Raw genomic sequence first — 16337 nt, 5'->3', positions numbered from 1 at the left:
ACGAGGCAAGATCATGGACACTCTTTACACCGCAGTTGCAACCGCCACCGGCGGCCGTGATGGTCGCGCTGTTTCCGACGACAAGATTCTCGACGTCAAGCTGGCGACCCCGAAAGAACTCGGCGGTGCTGGCGGCGCAGCCACTAACCCTGAGCAGCTGTTCGCTGCCGGTTATTCGGCCTGCTTCATCGGTGCATTGAAGTTCGTGGCCGGCCAGAGCAAACGCAGCATTCCGGCAGATACCTCGATCACCGCCCACGTAGGCATCGGTCAGATCCCGGGCGGTTTCGGTCTGGACATCGACCTGCATGTCAGCCTGCCAGGCCTGGAGCAAGCCGACGCTCAGCAACTGGTCGATGCCGCTCACGTGGTCTGCCCTTACTCGAACGCCACTCGCGGTAACGTCGATGTGCGCCTGCATGTAACGGTCTGATCCTGTCTGACGCCTGGGCAACGGCTGCCCGGCAAGAGTCTCAGGCACAAAAAAACCCGCAGCGATGCGGGTTTTTTGCGTAACGGGGTTACAAAGCCATGCTTACTTCGCACGGCCTTTGTAGGAACCGCCTTCACGGGTATCGATCTCGATCATGTCGCCGATTTCGATGAAGTCGGCAACGCTCAGCTCGGTGCCGTTTTTCAGTTTGGCAGGCTTCATGACCTTGCCCGACGTGTCGCCACGAGCGGAGCCTTCGGTGTAGTCAACCTGACGCACGATAGTGGTCGGCAGCTCTACGGAAACCAGACGGTCTTCGAAGAACACGGCTTCGCAAACGTCAGTCATGCCTTCTTCGACGAAAGGCAGAACGCTTTCGATGTCTTCGGCGTTCAGCTCGTACATGGTGTAGTCAGAGGTGTCCATGAACGTGTAGGTGTCACCGCTGATGAAAGACAGGGTGGCTTCCTTGCGATCCAGGATCACGTCGTCCAGCTTGTCGTCGGCGCTGTAAACGATCTCGGTCTTGTAACCGGTCAGCAGGTTTTTCAGCTTGGTCTTCATGATCGCGCTGTTACGACCGGACTTGGTGAACTCAGCTTTCTGAACCAGCCATGGATCGTTCTCGAGACGGATCACGGTACCGGGTTTCAGCTCTTTACCAGTTTTCATTGCATATATCCGAATTTGGATGGAATTAACCAAAGGCTCTGTACGAGAAACAACCTGCGCAGGCCTTTTTCGTACAGAGCCTTGTATCAAGGCCGCGTATCATAGCGAATTTACATAAAACTGCACCAGCGCCGTGGCAAGATCAGTCTGTGCGGCTTGTTGCTGGCACCAGCGTTCGGCATTGCGCTCGATCTGCGGCCAGTGTTCTGCCAGCGCCGTCCAGCATTCGCCAAGCTCGCCGCCGACATTCCAGCGCTGCCAGAACTGATTCACCGCCTGCGCGGCGGCCGGAGAAAGACCCGCGAGATAGAGCGTTAAAAACGCATCGAGCTTGGGCAGATGCGCGTCGTCTTCCTGCTGGTAGATGTGCCAGAGCATGGGCCGCCCCGACCACTGCGCACGCACGAACGAGTCCTCGCCGCGCACGATATTGAAATCGCAGCTCCAGAGCAGCTGGTCGTAAAGCTCCTGACGGATGAACGGCAGGACCTGAACCGTCAGCCCGCCGCTGACCTGAGTGAACCCGGCGCGCAGCGGATCGTCGACACCCAGCCAGCGCTGCAGGTCGCCGAGGATGCGTCCCTCCGGCACTAGAAGATGCGTCGGCCGGCTGTCGCTGGCCAGGGCATCGAGCCACCTGCCGAGCGCGGGATTTTCATAGGCAAATACCGAGATCAGACGCGCACCGGCCAACGCGTCGATACCCAATCCGCTCAGGAACGCTTGCCTTGCCGCGCTGTTTTGCTGAAACGCCTGGCGCTGTTCGATCAGGTTTTTTTCGCGCAACAGGCCACCGGTGGCCTCGGAAAAACCCGGAAAGAAAAAGAACTTCTTCAAACCGTTCGATTGTGGCGAAGGCAGGCCGTGGCAGCCAGACACCCAGTCCTCGGCGCTGAGGTAATCCAGATTCAGCCACAACGGCCTTGGCGAACGCTGCAGCATCGATTCGGTGTAGCGCGTCGGCAGGCGGCAGGCGAACGCTTCGATGACCACATCAGGAATATCGGTGTTCACCCATTCGCTCGGCCACTGGCAAACGCTCACGCCCTCTTGCCATTGTTGCCGGGCCTGGAGATCGGCACCGGGGCACAAGCGAACGAAGGCCGACAGGTCATCGATCCATAAACGCACCTGCAGGCCATGCTCGGCGACCAGCTGGCGCGCCAGACGCCAGGTCACGCCCGCATCACCGTAGTTGTCGACTACGCTGCAAAAAATATCCCACGAGGCTTTCATCCTGGCTCCCTGAGGCTGGATGGCAAAAACGCTGATTGTCGTTCACAAAGGTCTGTTGTCACCAGCCTGATGCTGCCGGGCAAACATGCAGCACCGTTTCCATGCCTGACCATCAGGCATGGCACAATCACATCTGTTGGCCTGCAAGGAGTTCAGCCATGTCATTCCCTACCCGCCGTCGCGACCTGTACGTGTCGTTGAAATTGATCGTGTGCATTGCGCTGGGCATCTGGCTGGGCGCCCTGGCGGTGTTTCTGACCGCCCTGCTCTATTACAAAAGCCTGCCACCGGCCCAGACCCAGGCGCTGGAAAACGCCGCCGCACAGCTGACCGCCCCGCCTGCGCAAAAAGCCGCCTCCCCGTCTGCGCTGGAGACCGAGATGTTTCGCAAATATGAGCAAAGCCTGCGTGAAAGCGAGGCCCGTCAGGCACGCGAGCAGGCTCAGGAGCAACAACAGCGCACCTTCAACCGCTCGAAATGTGATTTCTGGATACAGCAGGATCGCACCGCGCCGAGCGAAAAAAGCCGTGCCAGCATCAATCAGTACTGCGGATAAACCATGAACAAACAGGATGTACTGCAACGGATCATCGACAAGCTGAACATCGATCTGGATATCGCCGAACGAGCGGCGCAAACCGCCTACGAAACGGCTACCCACGAAGAGAACATCGCTGAGAACAAGTACGACACGCTAGGACTGGAGGCGTCTTATCTGGCAGCTGGCCAGGCACGCCGCGTCGAGGAGATTCGTCAGTCGCTGACGCTTTATCGGAAATGGTCGCTCAAGCCATTCGATGAATCGCGCGGTATTCAGACCGGTGATCTGGTGGTTGTCGAAGATGCGAGCGGGCAGACGCACTATCTGTTCCTCGGCCCCGATGCTGCCGGCCTGAAGGTCAGTGCAGGGGATCATCTGGTCACCGTCATTACCGCCAGAGCCCCGCTCGGGCAGAACCTGCTGGGCAAATTCGAAGACGATGCTGTACAGATTGTCATCAACGGCAGCGGACAATCCTACGAGATAACGCAAACGTTGTGACACACCCGGCATCTGCAGGGTTGATCGCATCAAGTTTTTGTGGGTAAGGTGAACCGTCGCCATCACCACCGCAACCGGGGCAACATCAAAGCAAACAAGGACTAAAACCCAAGGAGATTTTTCATGACGAACGTCATCGCATTCCCTGACGCCCATGAACGTGATCGCCTGAAGTCCAGCCAAGATCCGGCGTTGAGATACTTGAACAAGAAAGAACGACAACTGATCGACCAACTGCGTTCGACCAGCCATGCGGGACGGCAGTACGTTTACGACTATGCGAGCATCATGCACTTGTCCAGGCCGTTGTATCCCGAGCCAGTGGACTGATCACGATCGCATGACCTCCTCGCAGTCTGCGCCGCTGGATTGGCGCAGACTGCGAGGTTTCGCTTGCCGGCTTCAGCGGATCAGCGAAAAGATCAATGCTGAAATTGCCACCACACCGGCGGCAACCACAAAGTAGTTGGACCACGCGCCAGCGTATTTACGCATGGCTGGTACCTTGTGGATGGCGTACATCGGCATCAGGAACAGCAAAGCCGAAATCACCGGCCCGCCCAGGGTTTCGATCATGCCCAGGATGCTCGGGTTGAGCGTTGCCACCAGCCAGCACACCACCAGCATGAACGCCGCGGTCATGCGGTCCAGGGCCTTGGGTGCAGGACGACGACCCGCCTTCAGAACCAGGCCTTTCAAACCCTCGCTCGCACCGATGTAGTGGCCAAGAAACGATTTGGAAATAGCCACGAACGCGATCAGTGGCGCGACAAAGGCGATGGTCGGGTTGTTGAAGTGGTTGGCCAGGTAAGACAGGATCGAGATGTTCTGCGCCTTGGCCTCGGCCAGTTGGGCAGGCGACAGGGTCAACACGCAACTGAACACGAAGAACAGCACCATCACGACCATCAGACCGTGGGCGCGGGCCAGAATCTGCGAACTGCGCACCTCGGCGTTTTCGCCATACTGACGCTTCTGATCGACGGCAAAGGCCGAGATGATCGGTGTGTGGTTGAAAGAGAACACCATCACCGGAATGGCCAGCCACAACGTGGGTATGAACGCCGATAGCTCAGGGAACGTGGTAGCGGTGCTCAGAATGCCGCCGGTCCAGTGCGGGATGAGGAATATTGCCAGAAACAACAGCGCGACGATGAACGGATAAACCATCAGGCTCATGGCCTTGACGATGAACCGCTCGCCACAACGCACCACGGCCAGCAGCCCCATGATCAGCACAAACGCCAGTGCGGCGCGCGGCGGTGGCGTGATGTGCAACTGGTGCTCAAGAAAACTGCCGACGGTGTTGGTGAGGGCCACGCTGTAGATCAGCAGGATCGGGAAAATTGCGAAGAAATACAGCAAGGTGATCATCGCACCGGCACTCTTGCCGAAATGCTCTTCGACCACATCGGTGATGTCGGCACCTTCACGCCCTGAGAGCACGAAGCGCGTCAACCCACGGTGGGCGTAGAAGGTCATGGGAAACGCCAGCAGTGCCAGCGCCATCAATGGCCAGAAACCACCGATACCCGCGTTGATTGGCAAAAACAGGGTACCCGCACCGATGGCGGTACCGAACAATCCGAGCATCCAGGTGGTGTCATTACGATTCCATGACGCGATGCTCTCGGGAGCTACATCCAGACGTTCTACGACGCCATTAGCCTGATCATTCATCCGGTCGACTCTCCGTGGCCGGTTTATCAAAAAGGGAAACGCGTCGAAAAAACCGGCAGTTCAGCGCCCCCCTCGAAAACAGCGGGCGAGATTCTCCGGGATTGTCGGCAGAAGTCAAAGGCTTGTAGGACAATAGTTTCTGCAGCGCATGCTGGCATTCGAGCGCACGCCCTTTATACAAAGGGCTGGAGGACGGTCGACCTCTTGTCGAGGAATTAGTGTTTCAACAGCTTACGGGCTCAATCCAGCCGCCCACGCGGCCTAACATCCGGGAACAGTTCTGCATTTTTCCTGGAGGGGCAGCAGCGATACCATGCCGCCCCTGTGCAGTACGCCCGGCAAAAAACCTTCAAGGACCAAAACGATGTTGAGCATCAACGCCGGGCCGTTCGCCCTCGCGATATCCCACCTGTTGTTGTTGGGCGCCTTGATAACGGCCACCTTGGTAGAAGCACGGCTTGTCCGGCATACCCTGTCCAGAAAGACCGCGGTATTCGGACTCTTCATTCTGGGTATCGCTACTGCACGTATCGCATTCGTCCTGACCTATTTCCCGCAGTACAGCGAAGCCCCCTGGAAGACACTGGACATCCGTGACGGCGGCTTTCTGGTCTGGGCCGGGGTTATCTGCGCCCTGCTGGGCGGCCTGATCATCGGCTGGCGCCGCCCCGAACAGCGTCGCGCCCTGACATTCGGATTCAGCATCGGACTGGCGATCTGGGTATCAGGCGGGTTTATTCTGGACCATTATCAAAAGGGCAATTCACTGCCTGATACAACCCTTCGGACGCTGACTGGCGAGCCGGTCAGGGTCTCCGACTACCGGGGCAAACCAGTGGTCATCAACCTGTGGGCCACCTGGTGCCCTCCGTGTCGCCGCGAAATGCCAGTGCTGCGCGATATGCAACGGGAACGCAAGGACATTACATTTTTGTTCGTCAATCAGGCCGAAAGCGCCGGGGAAGTCAGCGACTACCTGTCGAAACAGCAACTGGTGCTGAGCAACAGCTTTCTGGATCCGGACGGCGAGTTCGCCCGACAGGTGGGTTCGGCGGCGCTGCCCACCACTCTCTTCTATTCGCCGGATGGGCGCCTGATCGGCAGTCATCTGGGCGAATTGTCCAGCGCCAGCCTCACTCATTATCTGGATAAATAGTCAGGTATTCACCTGCCTGATTGAGATGAAGTTGTCATTGCGAGCGAAAGCCTGCTGCATCGTTTCACCTATCCATGTATAAATGCGCTTACACATTGGCCCTCTCGGAGACTCAGCGCATGCGTTACGCGCTTGATCATAAGGCCCAAACGCACCAACGCATTGTCAAGGAAGCGTCCATGCGCTTCCGTCGTGACGGCATTGGTGCTACGGGCTTGCAACCTTTGATGAAGGCACTTGGCTTGACCCATGGCGGGTTCTACGCGCATTTCAAATCCAAGGATGATCTTGTTGAACAGGCATTGAGTCACGCCCTCGACAATGTAAAAGGAATCACCAGCGACGTGTTCGCCAGACAGGACTCGCTTAGTGAATTCATTGATCTCTACCTATCGATAGCCAGCCGCGATGCGGAAGACGGCGGGTGTCCATTACCGACTATGTGCCTGGAACTGGGCCAGCGAGATCAGCCCAGCATGACGACGGATAAAATCATCCTTCACCTGCTGGAGAAGTTCGACAAGCCCCTGGCGGAGAATGGACTGGAGTCCAAAAGCCTGCCGGTGCTGTCCGCACTGGTGGGTGGTCTGGCACTCGCACGCAGCGCTTTTGACGAGGAGCTGTCACAGCGCATTCTGGACACGACCCGCGAATATCTCAAAAAGGAGATAAAAAAGAGCACCAACTGACCCTCTGGAACAGATACTTTCCCGGGAAGCTTCCCGGCGAGAGTTTATAAACACACAGGCCGATCATTGATCGGCCTGTGTGTTTAACGGATGAAACGCTGATCAGTCGATTGCAAGCTTTTCGCGATTCCTCTCCAGAATGGCCTTGCCGATTCCCTTTACCTCGATCAGTTCATCAATCGACGTAAAATCGCCGTTGGCTTCCCGGTAAGCCACAATGGCATCAGCCTTGTTCTTGCCGATTCCCGCCAGTTCTTTCTGCAGTGTCTGCGCATCGGCAGTATTGAGATTGACCCTGTCCTTGCGTTGCTCATGCGCCATAGCGGGCGCTGTGCCTTCCAGCATCGGCGAATGGGATACCGCGGGCTCTGACATGGCGGGCTGAGACGCAGGGGCGGCGTTGACCGCAACCGAGGCACTGGTGAGCAAGGCAAAGATCAAGGCACTGAAGATAGGGGTTCGCATAGATAAAGCTCCATAGCAGTTCAAGGCAGCATTCCACATGCTGTGCCTGAAACTTAGACCAGCGTCCCCCCTTGGAAAAGCAGTCGAGCGTTGCTGCCTGTTGCCGGATCGTTCAACGTATTTCCGCCTCTGCCCGGCACCCCGACAGCACGGATGAAATCACGTTTCGCCGCTGCGTTCCTGATACATCCAGTCAACGATTTCACCCTCTGGCGTATATCCGTTTACCGTTTCACGCAGCAACTGACGCACGCTGGTGTAATCGTCGCGGTCGACCGCATCCAGCAGTTTTGTCAGGCGGCCTTTCAATACATCCCACGGCAGGCAATCTTCGTTTGCACTCATGATCATCGGGTGCTCGGTGGCAACCACGTTGTCGCCGATCAACAGCTCTTCATAGAGTTTTTCGCCAGGACGCAGCCCGGTGAACTCGATGGAAATATCACCGTGTGGGTTTTTCTCCGAGCGAATGGCCAGACCGGACAGGTGGATCATCTTCTCGGCCAGTTCGACAATCTTGACCGGCTCACCCATATCGAGAACGAAAACGTCGCCGCCATGCCCCATGGAGCCCGCCTGAATGACCAACTGAGCGGCTTCGGGGATGGTCATGAAATAGCGGGTGATCTTGGGATGCGTCACCGTCAGCGGCCCGCCTGACTGGATCTGCTTGTGGAACAGCGGAATCACCGAACCGGACGAGCCCAGCACGTTGCCGAAGCGAACCATGGTAAAGCGGGTCTTGTTGACCTGATAGACATTGGCCTTGTCACCGAAGATCACTGGCGCGGTTTCGCGGCTCAGTGCCTGCAATATCAATTCGGCGAGGCGTTTGGTGCTGCCCATCACATTGGTCGGGCGGACCGCCTTGTCTGTAGAGATCAGGACAAAGTTGGACACCCCTGCCTGCAACGCGGCCTGGGCGGTATTGAGCGTACCCACGACATTGTTGATGACGCCTTCGGCAATATTGTGCTCGACCATCGGCACATGCTTGTAGGCCGCAGCGTGATAGACCGTGTCGACTTTCCAGGTTTTCATGATCGACAGCAGTTTGGGGTGGTTGCGCACCGAACCGAGTATGGGCAGCAATTTAACCGAGAGTGACTCGCGAGCCGAGCGCTGTTCAAGCTCGGAGAGAATGCTGTAGAGATTGAACTCGCTATGGTCCAGCAACAGTAACTGGGTAGGTTTCAGCAGCAGTATCTGTCGGCACAGTTCAGAACCGATCGAGCCGCCTGCGCCGGTCACCAGCACCGTTTTGCCCTTGATGCAGTGCTCAAGCAGGTTATCGCGGGCCGGGACTGCATCGCGCCCCAGAAGGTCTGCGATGTCGACTTCCTGAAGGTCGTCGACCTTGACCCTGCCAGCGGCCAGGTCCATGAAACCCGGAACGCTTCGTACGTGCAGCGGAAAGCCTTCCAGAAAACCGAGGATTTCCCGACGTCGCCCACGCGACGATGACGGGATTGCCAACAGGATTTCCTGAGCCCCCGTGGAATCTATCATTCGCTGGATGTTTCGCGGTTTGTAGACCTGAAGGCCGGAAATGACCCGGTTGGAAATCGACTCATCATCATCGATGAACGCCACCGGATGCATCAGACGCCCCATGCGCAATGCAGCGACCAACTGGTTTCCCGCAGCACCAGCGCCGTAAATGGCGACCTTCTGCAAACCGTTGTCGCTCTTGGCGAAGGGCACGTGCTGCGCTGCAGCGAACCAGTCGCCGAGAAAGTACTGCCGCATGGCCAGTCGCAGACCGCCAATCATGACCATGCTCAGCCACCAGTAATTGAAGATCACCGAGCGCGGGACCAATTGCTGGTGATTACTGTAAACGTAAACCATGCAACCAAGGATCAACGACGACATCGTGACGGCCTTGATGATGGCAATCAGCGCATCATTGCCGAAATAGCGCATCACTGCGCGGTACATGCCGAACCGGATGAACAGCGGGATAGCCGCAACAGGCGCACTGATGAACAGCCAAGTGTGCTTCTCGAGAGGATTGATCAGCTCATCGATACCCAGTCGTACGACAAACGCCATCCACAGAGCCAGCCAGACCAGAATAACGTCGGCAGCAACCTGAATTATTCGTTTTTTGCGGCGTGGTAGAGCCAGTAACCTGGCCCGCAACCTGCTCATCAATTTTTTTATGCTCCGTTATGCTACTGGTTGCAACATGACCTGAAATCGGTATCAGTGAAACAGCTACGTGTCTGAGACAACCAGAAAAACACTTCGTTACCTTATTCTGCCTTGCCGGCGTGGAACTTCAACGCCAGTAGAATCAGCGGGCTGTAGGCAACTACCGCCCATATAAGCCCTTCTCCATCGCCCAGCGCAACCCATAGTGCAATGGGCAGCAACCAGACAAGATTGATCAGCCCCACTGTAAGCGTAACCGGCACATGCCTGCCGTAATGACGCGACGCAAACTGATACGCGTGGCTGCGATGCGCCTCGTAGAGCCTTTCTCTGCGTAACAGGCGTCGCACAAGGGTTACGGTCGCGTCGACGATAAACACTCCCAGCAGAATCAACCAGGACCAGAATAACTGAGGTGAGGCCCAGGAACCCTGAATGGATAGCACACCGAGCGCTATGCCGAGGAAACCGCTGCCCGCATCGCCCATGAATATCTTCGCCGGAGGGAAGTTCCAGTAGAGGAATCCCGCCGCGGCAGCGCCCAGCATGAGTACCTCCCAGGACAGTCCGGCGTGGCCGCTCAACGCATAGATAATGCTCATGCCCAGACATACCGTGACCGCCTCGATACCGGCGATACCGTCTATTCCGTCCATGAAGTTGTATAGGTTGAGCATCCACACCAGATAGAACGCCGCGAGCACCTGCCAGAGCGGCCCTGCGTCGAACGTCCAGCCCATGAACTCAAGCGGAGCGAGCCCGCCCAGCCAGAACAAGGCCCAGGCAGCCGCAGCAAAGTGCCCCAGCAGGCGCCATCGTGCGGCGATATGCCCGTGATCGTCCATGAAACCGATCACAGCCACTAGGCCTCCCGAGCCAACGATTGCGACAAGCGCAGAGGACGGCAGATGACCGGCCCACCCCAGGACAGCCATCGCCATGATGAAAGTGATGACGATGGCAACGCCGCCGCCTCTGGGCGTGGGCATGGAATGCGAACTTCGGGCGTTTGGAATGTCGATCAGACTTTTGGCAAGCGCATACTTGCGCAGCAACGCCGTTAGAATCAGAGACAGAAAGGCAATAGCGATTACCGACAGCCACTCAATCATGCTTGTCGTGTTCCAGATAATATCGAGCAGTGTCCTGCATGGCGTGTTCAATACTCACAGGTGGATGCCAATCCAGCATCGTACAGGTTTTACTGATATCGACCTGCAGCGAGTTGCACAGCCGTTGTGAAAAAGCTTTCTTGCCCAACAGTGCTGCAGCCGCTTTCAACAGCGAGGCCGGCACCGGCAGCAGCCGGGCAGGTTTGCCCAAGGCCTTGCCCATTTCGCGCAGCAGCCTGGACGTCGACAGATCGTCCCCGTCACTGACCAGAAACGTCTGGTCAGCCGCCGCAGGATGATCGACACAGACCGTCACCAGATCTGCCAGATTATCCACCGCCACCAGGCTTCTGCGATTATCGATGGACCCGAGCGGCAACGGCAGCCCTTTGTCCAGCCAGCGCATCATGCTTCTGAAATTAGCCTTGACCCCCGGACCGTAGACCAGCACCGGTCGAATGATCACCACCTGCATACCGGTGCGGGCAGACAACTCGCGCAAGCCCTCCTCAGCCCTGTGTTTTGACACGCCGTAGGCATCCAGCGGAGTGCACGGGTCGCTGGCCGTGAATGGCGCACCCGCAAGCGTAGACTCGCCATTGGCCTTGATGGAACTGATAAAGATGAAGCGCTTGACGCCTGCCGCTGCGGCCTGCTCGGCCAGATTCAGCGTTGCGGTGACATTGGCGCGAAAGTACTCCTGATCCGGTGCGTCGGCGGTCTCATTGAGCACATGAACTCGCGCAGCACAATGAATCACCACATCCGCGCCGGTTACAAAGCTTGCCCATTGATTATCCGGTGCCAGTGATTGTGCACTGACAACATCGATGCGCGGGCTGGAAACGACATAAGCGCCCCGGACTGCAACCCTCACAGAACAGCCTGTGCGCTCGATCAGCCGACGAACCACGGCACTGCCCACGAAACCTGTCGCACCTGTTATTGCAACCAATGCAACATCACCGCTCATGCAAACACGCCCTTCCAAATCGACCAAATATTGCTCAAGTAACGCTTTTTGACAACTGAAATATCGTCAATCCATTTTATAACTTTCATGATGACGCTCAACGTGCACCAGGAACGATTCACAATAATCAGGCCCGGGCACTCACTTGCAAACATTCGATTATCGCGTCAGCCGACAACTAAGGTGCTCATCGTGCTTTTCAAGGGATGAGCAGTTCCAACGGGCGTTTTTCGAGCGAGTACTTACGACTCAGAATATTACCCAGCACCTTTTTCGCCACCGCCTCGCCATGCACCAAGCGAATCTGCGTCGGCCACTCTTTCATCCCCGTGACGAACTCGACCAGTTCGACCTGATCGGCGTGGGCAGAATAGCCTTTTGCGGTATGGACCCCCGCTTTTATATCAAAGCGCTCGCGATCCAGCTCTACATAGCCACCCGACGGGCCGTGCAACTGAATGGCCTCGCCCGGTGTTCCCTTGCCCTGATAGCCGACAAATACCACGTTATGTCGCGTGTCGCCGAGCATGGCTTTCAGGTAATTGACGATTCTGCCTCCGGCACACATACCGTTACCGGCAATCACGATGGCCGGACGCGCCGTGCTGGCCAGGTAGTTGACCGTGCGCAGGTGCTCCTCATGAGTATCGACGGTAACCAGTTGTTCGAAACCCAACGGCTTTCTGCCGACGTCGAGCCTCAGCCGGGCATCCTCATCCCAATAGTCTTCGAACGACTGATAGACCCTGGTAAAACGACTCGCCAGAGGCGAATCAAGGATGATCGGCAACCTCGACCAGTCTGCGCACGGTACGTCACCATCACCCAGGTGCTCACTGTTCCCGGCGCAATGATCCAACGGCATCTTGCGTCGCAGTATGTCTTCCAGCTCGTAGAGCAATTCCTGGGTTCGGCCGATGCTGAACGCTGGTATCAGGACGGTCCCGTTATCCTCCAGCGCCTTGTCTATGATGCGCTCCAGCCCTTGCTGACGAATGCTGCGATCTTCATGAATACGATTGCCATAAGTGCTTTCCAGGACCAGCACATCCGCGCGCTCGGGCGGCTTCGGCGCAGGCAGAAACGGTGTATGGCTTGCCCCCAGGTCACCGGAAAATACCACCCGCACAGAACGCCCTTGTGCAGGGTATTGAAGATCACACTCTATATAGGCCGAACCCAGTATGTGTCCGGCACGCTGCAAGCGGACCCGGCAATGCAGGGATTCGTTGTCGACCAGACTGAACCATTCATTGAATGGCAAAGCGATGATTCTCTTGTTGATGACGTCCAGGTAGCGCGCGACTTGCCCGGGGTCGTGTGCAAATTCGATTTTCAGGAGATCTTCCATGACCAGTGGCAACAGATGGGCACTGGGCTCACTGCACAGTATCGGCCCCTTGTAACCGGATGCCAGCAACTCGGGAATACGCCCGACATGGTCATTGTGTACATGGCTGATCAACAGCGCCCTGATAGCCTCGGGATCGAATCCGAATGAAGCCGTCCCGGACCGCCTGCCGCGCTCCTGCACCGACCCACAGTCAATCAGCAGGCTGCTCGATGCATTCATGTGCAGTTGATGACACGAGCCCGTTACTGTATCGACAGCGCCGTGATGAATGATTTGCGGGTAGGACATGCAGTCACCTTTTCTTGCCAGCCTGCTCTGAATATGCGGAACATCCGGTAGCAGGTCTGAACATTAAGTTTCGGCGCATTCTGCACTTGAACGATTCATTTTCAAGCCTTGACACAAGGCGGTCAGGGCAGCAGTAAACGACGCTGAAAATGAATATAACCCGCACCCCCTTTAAAATGGGTGCGCGAATTAAAAAAGCGAATATTCCTACACGGCGAAGTAACTACTCTTCATATAAGCGAAGAATAAACCGACAGAATTATAAGGCTATTTTTTCGAAAAAAATCGTTTGAAGACACAACGAAGCGCGCCAACTCAGCGGCAGCGCATGTTGCTTCATGAACAAAAGGGAGTAAAAGACGCGCGCTATCGTGTCGCCAGATCGATCTCCGACGACGAATATCATCAACGCTGCTCAGACAGAGCGAGGGGAAGGTGTGCGCTTTTTACGAAGGCTGGCTATCCACGCCAGTACCGGGCCGATGACCATGCCCACGAGCAAGGCAAGGACAACAGGCAATGCCAGAGGAAGCTGAGGCGCCGACCAACCGAAAAACGTCACGGCGACAGACTGCCGATTTTCAAGTACAAACACGGTCGTTGCCAAAACAACGAGCAACACGGCGACGATCAAAATGACTCGTTTGAAGATACGCATCTGGTGATCCTGTGGTGAATGGCTTTAAAAGCCCTCTTCTTCATCCTCGTTGACCCGATCCCGCAGCTCTTTGCCCGGCTTGAAATGCGGGACAAACTTGCCATCGAGACTGACCGACTGACCGGTCTTCGGGTTGCGCCCTACCCGCGGTGCGCGGTAATGCAGCGAGAAGCTGCCAAAGCCCCGAATCTCGATTCGGTCTCCGGTTGCCAGGCACTGGGACATTTGTTCAAGCATGGTCTTGATGGCCAGCTCGACATCCTTGGATGAGAGCAGCCCTTGATGGGTGACAATTCGTTCGATCAACTCCGACTTCGTCATATTTTTCCCTTCTTTTTCAAGCAGCTAGATCAGCGCTTGGAAGGTTTTAGCATGACCGGATGAATTTGAACAGCCCATCTATTGACTTATGTTCAACACCGTCTAACCAGGCATGAACAGATTACAGCGACATGACAGGAGAGCGGTACCGGAAGGGAGCTGGAGCAATAGACGAATAAGACGGCCTGAGAGGCCACTGGAGGCGTTTAATGACTCGGACTGTGCGTGAGAGCAAGCCAGAAGCATCCGAATCCGTAGGGCCTGAACGGCATAAACAAAAAAGGACGACCGAAGTCGTCCTTTTTTTGGTCAAGCAGAACTTAGTTCTGTTTTTCCATTTGCGCGCGCAGCAGGTCACCAATAGTGGTAGGACCAGTGCTTTCAGCGACTTCAGGCTTGCTACGCAGGCTCTGGATCGCTTCTTTCTCGTCTTCAACGTCTTTCGACTTGATGGACAAGCTGATTACGCGGCTCTTGCGGTCAACGCTGATGATCTTGGCTTCGATCTCTTCGCCTTCCTTCAGAACGTTACGCGCGTCTTCAACGCGGTCACGGCTGATTTCGGAAGCCTTGAGGGTCGCTTCGATGTCGTCGGCCAGAGTGATGATGGCGCCTTTGGCGTCAACTTCTTTAACGATACCGCGAACGATGGCGCCCTTGTCATTGACAGTGACGTACTCGGAGAACGGATCGCTTTCCAGCTGCTTGATACCCAGCGAGATACGCTCACGCTCAGGATCAACCGACAGGATCACAGTGTCGAGCTCGTCGCCCTTCTTGAAGCGACGTACGGCTTCTTCGCCCACTTCGTTCCAGGAGATGTCGGACAGGTGAACCAGACCGTCGATGCCGCCGTCCAGACCAATGAAGATACCGAAATCGGTGATCGACTTGATGGTGCCGGAGATTTTATCGCCCTTGTTGAACTGGCCAGAGAAATCTTCCCATGGGTTGGATTTGCACTGTTTGATGCCGAGGGAGATACGACGACGCTCTTCGTCGATGTCCAGAACCATGACTTCCACTTCGTCGCCAACCTGAACGACTTTCGAAGGGTGGATGTTCTTGTTGGTCCAGTCCATTTCGGAAACGTGTACCAGGCCTTCCACGCCTTCTTCCAGCTCTGCGAAGCAGCCGTAGTCGGTCAGGTTGGTCACACGCGCGGTAACGCGGGTGCTTTCCGGGTAGCGAGCCTTGATAGCAACCCATGGGTCTTCACCCAGTTGCTTCAGACCCAGGGAAACACGATTGCGCTCGCGATCGTACTTCAGGACCTTGACATCGATCTCGTCGCCAACGTTGACGATTTCCGATGGATGCTTGATGCGCTTCCAGGCCATGTCGGTGATGTGCAGCAGGCCATCGACGCCACCCAGATCGACGAATGCGCCGTAATCGGTGAGGTTCTTGACGATACCCTTGACTTGCTGACCTTCCTGCAGGGACTCGAGCAGAGCTTCGCGCTCGGCACTGTTCTCGGCTTCCAGGACACTGCGACGGGAAACGACAACGTTGTTGCGCTTCTGGTCCAGCTTGATGACCTTGAACTCGAGCTCTTTGCCTTCCAGGTGAGTCGTGTCACGCACAGGGCGGACGTCAACCAGAGAACCAGGCAGGAACGCACGGATGCCGTTAACGTCGACAGTGAAGCCGCCTTTAACCTTACCGTTGATAACGCCCTTGACCACTTCTTCAGCTGCGAAAGCCGCTTCCAGAACGATCCAGCACTCGGCACGCTTGGCTTTTTCGCGGGACAGCTTGGTTTCGCCAAAGCCATCTTCGACCGCGTCCAGCGCAACGTGAACTTCATCACCGATCTTGATGGTCAGCTCGCCAGCGTCGTTGTGGAACTGTTCCAGCGGGATGAGGCCTTCAGATTTCAGACCGGCGTGAACCGTAACCCAACCTGCCTGGTAGTCGATATCAACGATGATCGCGGTGATGATCGAACCGGCCTGAAGGTTGAGGGTCTTTAGGCTTTCTTCAAAAAGTTCTGCAAAGCTTTCGCTCATTTTAATTCCTGTTGATCAAGGGCGAAGGATACGCCCATCTGCCACGCTCCAGACAACGTGGGTTTCGTTCAAGTAAAAGAAAGCCTGC

At 56.3% G+C, this 16337-nt stretch carries 17 protein-coding genes; 6 read left to right on the top strand and 11 right to left on the bottom strand.

Annotation, left to right across the window (positions count from 1 at the left end):
- The first annotated feature begins 13 nt into the window (after positions 1-13).
- Positions 14-433 (top strand): organic hydroperoxide resistance protein, encoded by a 420-nt coding sequence (locus KBY08_RS02785; RefSeq protein WP_003342698.1) that lies wholly within the window; start codon positions 14-16, stop codon positions 431-433.
- A gap of 102 nt (positions 434-535) precedes the next feature.
- Here the strand turns inward: KBY08_RS02785 and KBY08_RS02780 are convergent, their stop codons facing one another.
- Positions 536-1105 (bottom strand): elongation factor P, encoded by a 570-nt coding sequence (locus tag KBY08_RS02780; RefSeq protein WP_003404205.1) that lies wholly within the window; start codon positions 1103-1105, stop codon positions 536-538.
- Between the two features lie 99 nt (positions 1106-1204).
- Positions 1205-2341, bottom strand: coding sequence for an elongation factor P maturation arginine rhamnosyltransferase EarP (gene earP, locus KBY08_RS02775; protein WP_024660909.1), 1137 nt, complete (start codon positions 2339-2341; stop codon positions 1205-1207).
- Between the two features lie 158 nt (positions 2342-2499).
- Between earP and KBY08_RS02770 the strand changes: the two genes are divergently transcribed.
- The 3 genes from KBY08_RS02770 to KBY08_RS02760 all read left to right on the top strand — a co-directional run bounded on the left by KBY08_RS02770 (position 2500) and on the right by KBY08_RS02760 (position 3714).
- Positions 2500-2898 carry a hypothetical protein gene (locus KBY08_RS02770; protein WP_011268555.1) on the top strand — a complete coding sequence of 133 codons (399 nt, stop codon included), beginning with the start codon at positions 2500-2502 and terminating at the stop codon, positions 2896-2898.
- A 3-nt stretch (positions 2899-2901) separates the two neighbouring features.
- Positions 2902-3384, top strand: a complete 483-nt coding sequence (locus KBY08_RS02765) for an elongation factor GreAB (protein ID WP_003404212.1) — start codon at positions 2902-2904, stop codon at positions 3382-3384.
- 123 nt (positions 3385-3507) lie between these two features.
- Positions 3508-3714 (top strand): hypothetical protein, encoded by a 207-nt coding sequence (locus KBY08_RS02760; protein ID WP_002554553.1) that lies wholly within the window; start codon positions 3508-3510, stop codon positions 3712-3714.
- A gap of 72 nt (positions 3715-3786) precedes the next feature.
- On the opposite strand, the gene KBY08_RS02755 is transcribed toward KBY08_RS02760, so the two are convergent.
- Positions 3787-5064 (bottom strand): aromatic amino acid transport family protein, encoded by a 1278-nt coding sequence (locus KBY08_RS02755; RefSeq protein ID WP_011268556.1) that lies wholly within the window; start codon positions 5062-5064, stop codon positions 3787-3789.
- A gap of 364 nt (positions 5065-5428) precedes the next feature.
- Between KBY08_RS02755 and KBY08_RS02750 the strand changes: the two genes are divergently transcribed.
- Positions 5429-6220: a TlpA disulfide reductase family protein gene (locus KBY08_RS02750; protein ID WP_024660910.1), complete on the top strand. Its 792-nt coding sequence runs from the start codon at positions 5429-5431 to the stop codon at positions 6218-6220.
- Positions 6221-6339: 119 nt separating this feature from the next.
- The gene (locus KBY08_RS02745; protein WP_003404219.1) at positions 6340-6909 is read left to right on the top strand and encodes a TetR/AcrR family transcriptional regulator; all 570 of its coding nucleotides are present in this window, start codon (positions 6340-6342) and stop codon (positions 6907-6909) included.
- Between the two features lie 102 nt (positions 6910-7011).
- Here KBY08_RS02745 and KBY08_RS02740 read toward each other — a convergent pair whose 3' ends face one another.
- The 8 genes from KBY08_RS02740 to rpsA form a co-directional block, all read right to left on the bottom strand.
- On the bottom strand, positions 7012-7374 hold the full coding sequence (locus KBY08_RS02740) for a ComEA family DNA-binding protein (protein ID WP_024638889.1): 363 nt from the start codon (positions 7372-7374) through the stop codon (positions 7012-7014).
- 159 nt (positions 7375-7533) lie between these two features.
- Positions 7534-9528 (bottom strand): polysaccharide biosynthesis protein, encoded by a 1995-nt coding sequence (locus KBY08_RS02735; protein WP_003404223.1) that lies wholly within the window; start codon positions 9526-9528, stop codon positions 7534-7536.
- A gap of 104 nt (positions 9529-9632) precedes the next feature.
- A complete protein-coding gene (locus KBY08_RS02730; RefSeq protein WP_024660911.1) occupies positions 9633-10643 on the bottom strand; it encodes an MraY family glycosyltransferase in 1011 nt (336 codons plus the stop codon).
- Complete coding sequence (locus KBY08_RS02725; protein WP_011268560.1) at positions 10636-11616, bottom strand: UDP-glucose 4-epimerase family protein; 981 nt, start codon at positions 11614-11616, stop codon at positions 10636-10638. The genes KBY08_RS02730 and KBY08_RS02725 overlap by 8 nt, the downstream gene beginning before the upstream one ends.
- Before the next feature lie 199 nt (positions 11617-11815).
- Positions 11816-13258: an MBL fold metallo-hydrolase RNA specificity domain-containing protein gene (locus KBY08_RS02720; RefSeq protein WP_024640832.1), complete on the bottom strand. Its 1443-nt coding sequence runs from the start codon at positions 13256-13258 to the stop codon at positions 11816-11818.
- A gap of 415 nt (positions 13259-13673) precedes the next feature.
- Positions 13674-13916, bottom strand: a complete 243-nt coding sequence (locus KBY08_RS02715; protein ID WP_003404230.1) for a lipopolysaccharide assembly protein LapA domain-containing protein — start codon at positions 13914-13916, stop codon at positions 13674-13676.
- A gap of 24 nt (positions 13917-13940) precedes the next feature.
- A complete protein-coding gene (ihfB, locus tag KBY08_RS02710; RefSeq protein ID WP_002554561.1) occupies positions 13941-14237 on the bottom strand; it encodes an integration host factor subunit beta in 297 nt (98 codons plus the stop codon).
- Between the two features lie 320 nt (positions 14238-14557).
- A complete protein-coding gene (gene rpsA, locus KBY08_RS02705; protein WP_002554562.1) occupies positions 14558-16249 on the bottom strand; it encodes a 30S ribosomal protein S1 in 1692 nt (563 codons plus the stop codon).
- Positions 16250-16337 lie beyond the last annotated feature (88 nt).

Source organism: Pseudomonas sp. P135 (assembly GCF_020312125.1).
Classification (GTDB): Bacteria; Pseudomonadota; Gammaproteobacteria; order Pseudomonadales; family Pseudomonadaceae; genus Aquipseudomonas; species Aquipseudomonas fragariae.
This window is presented reverse-complemented; position numbering and strand designations above follow the sequence as displayed.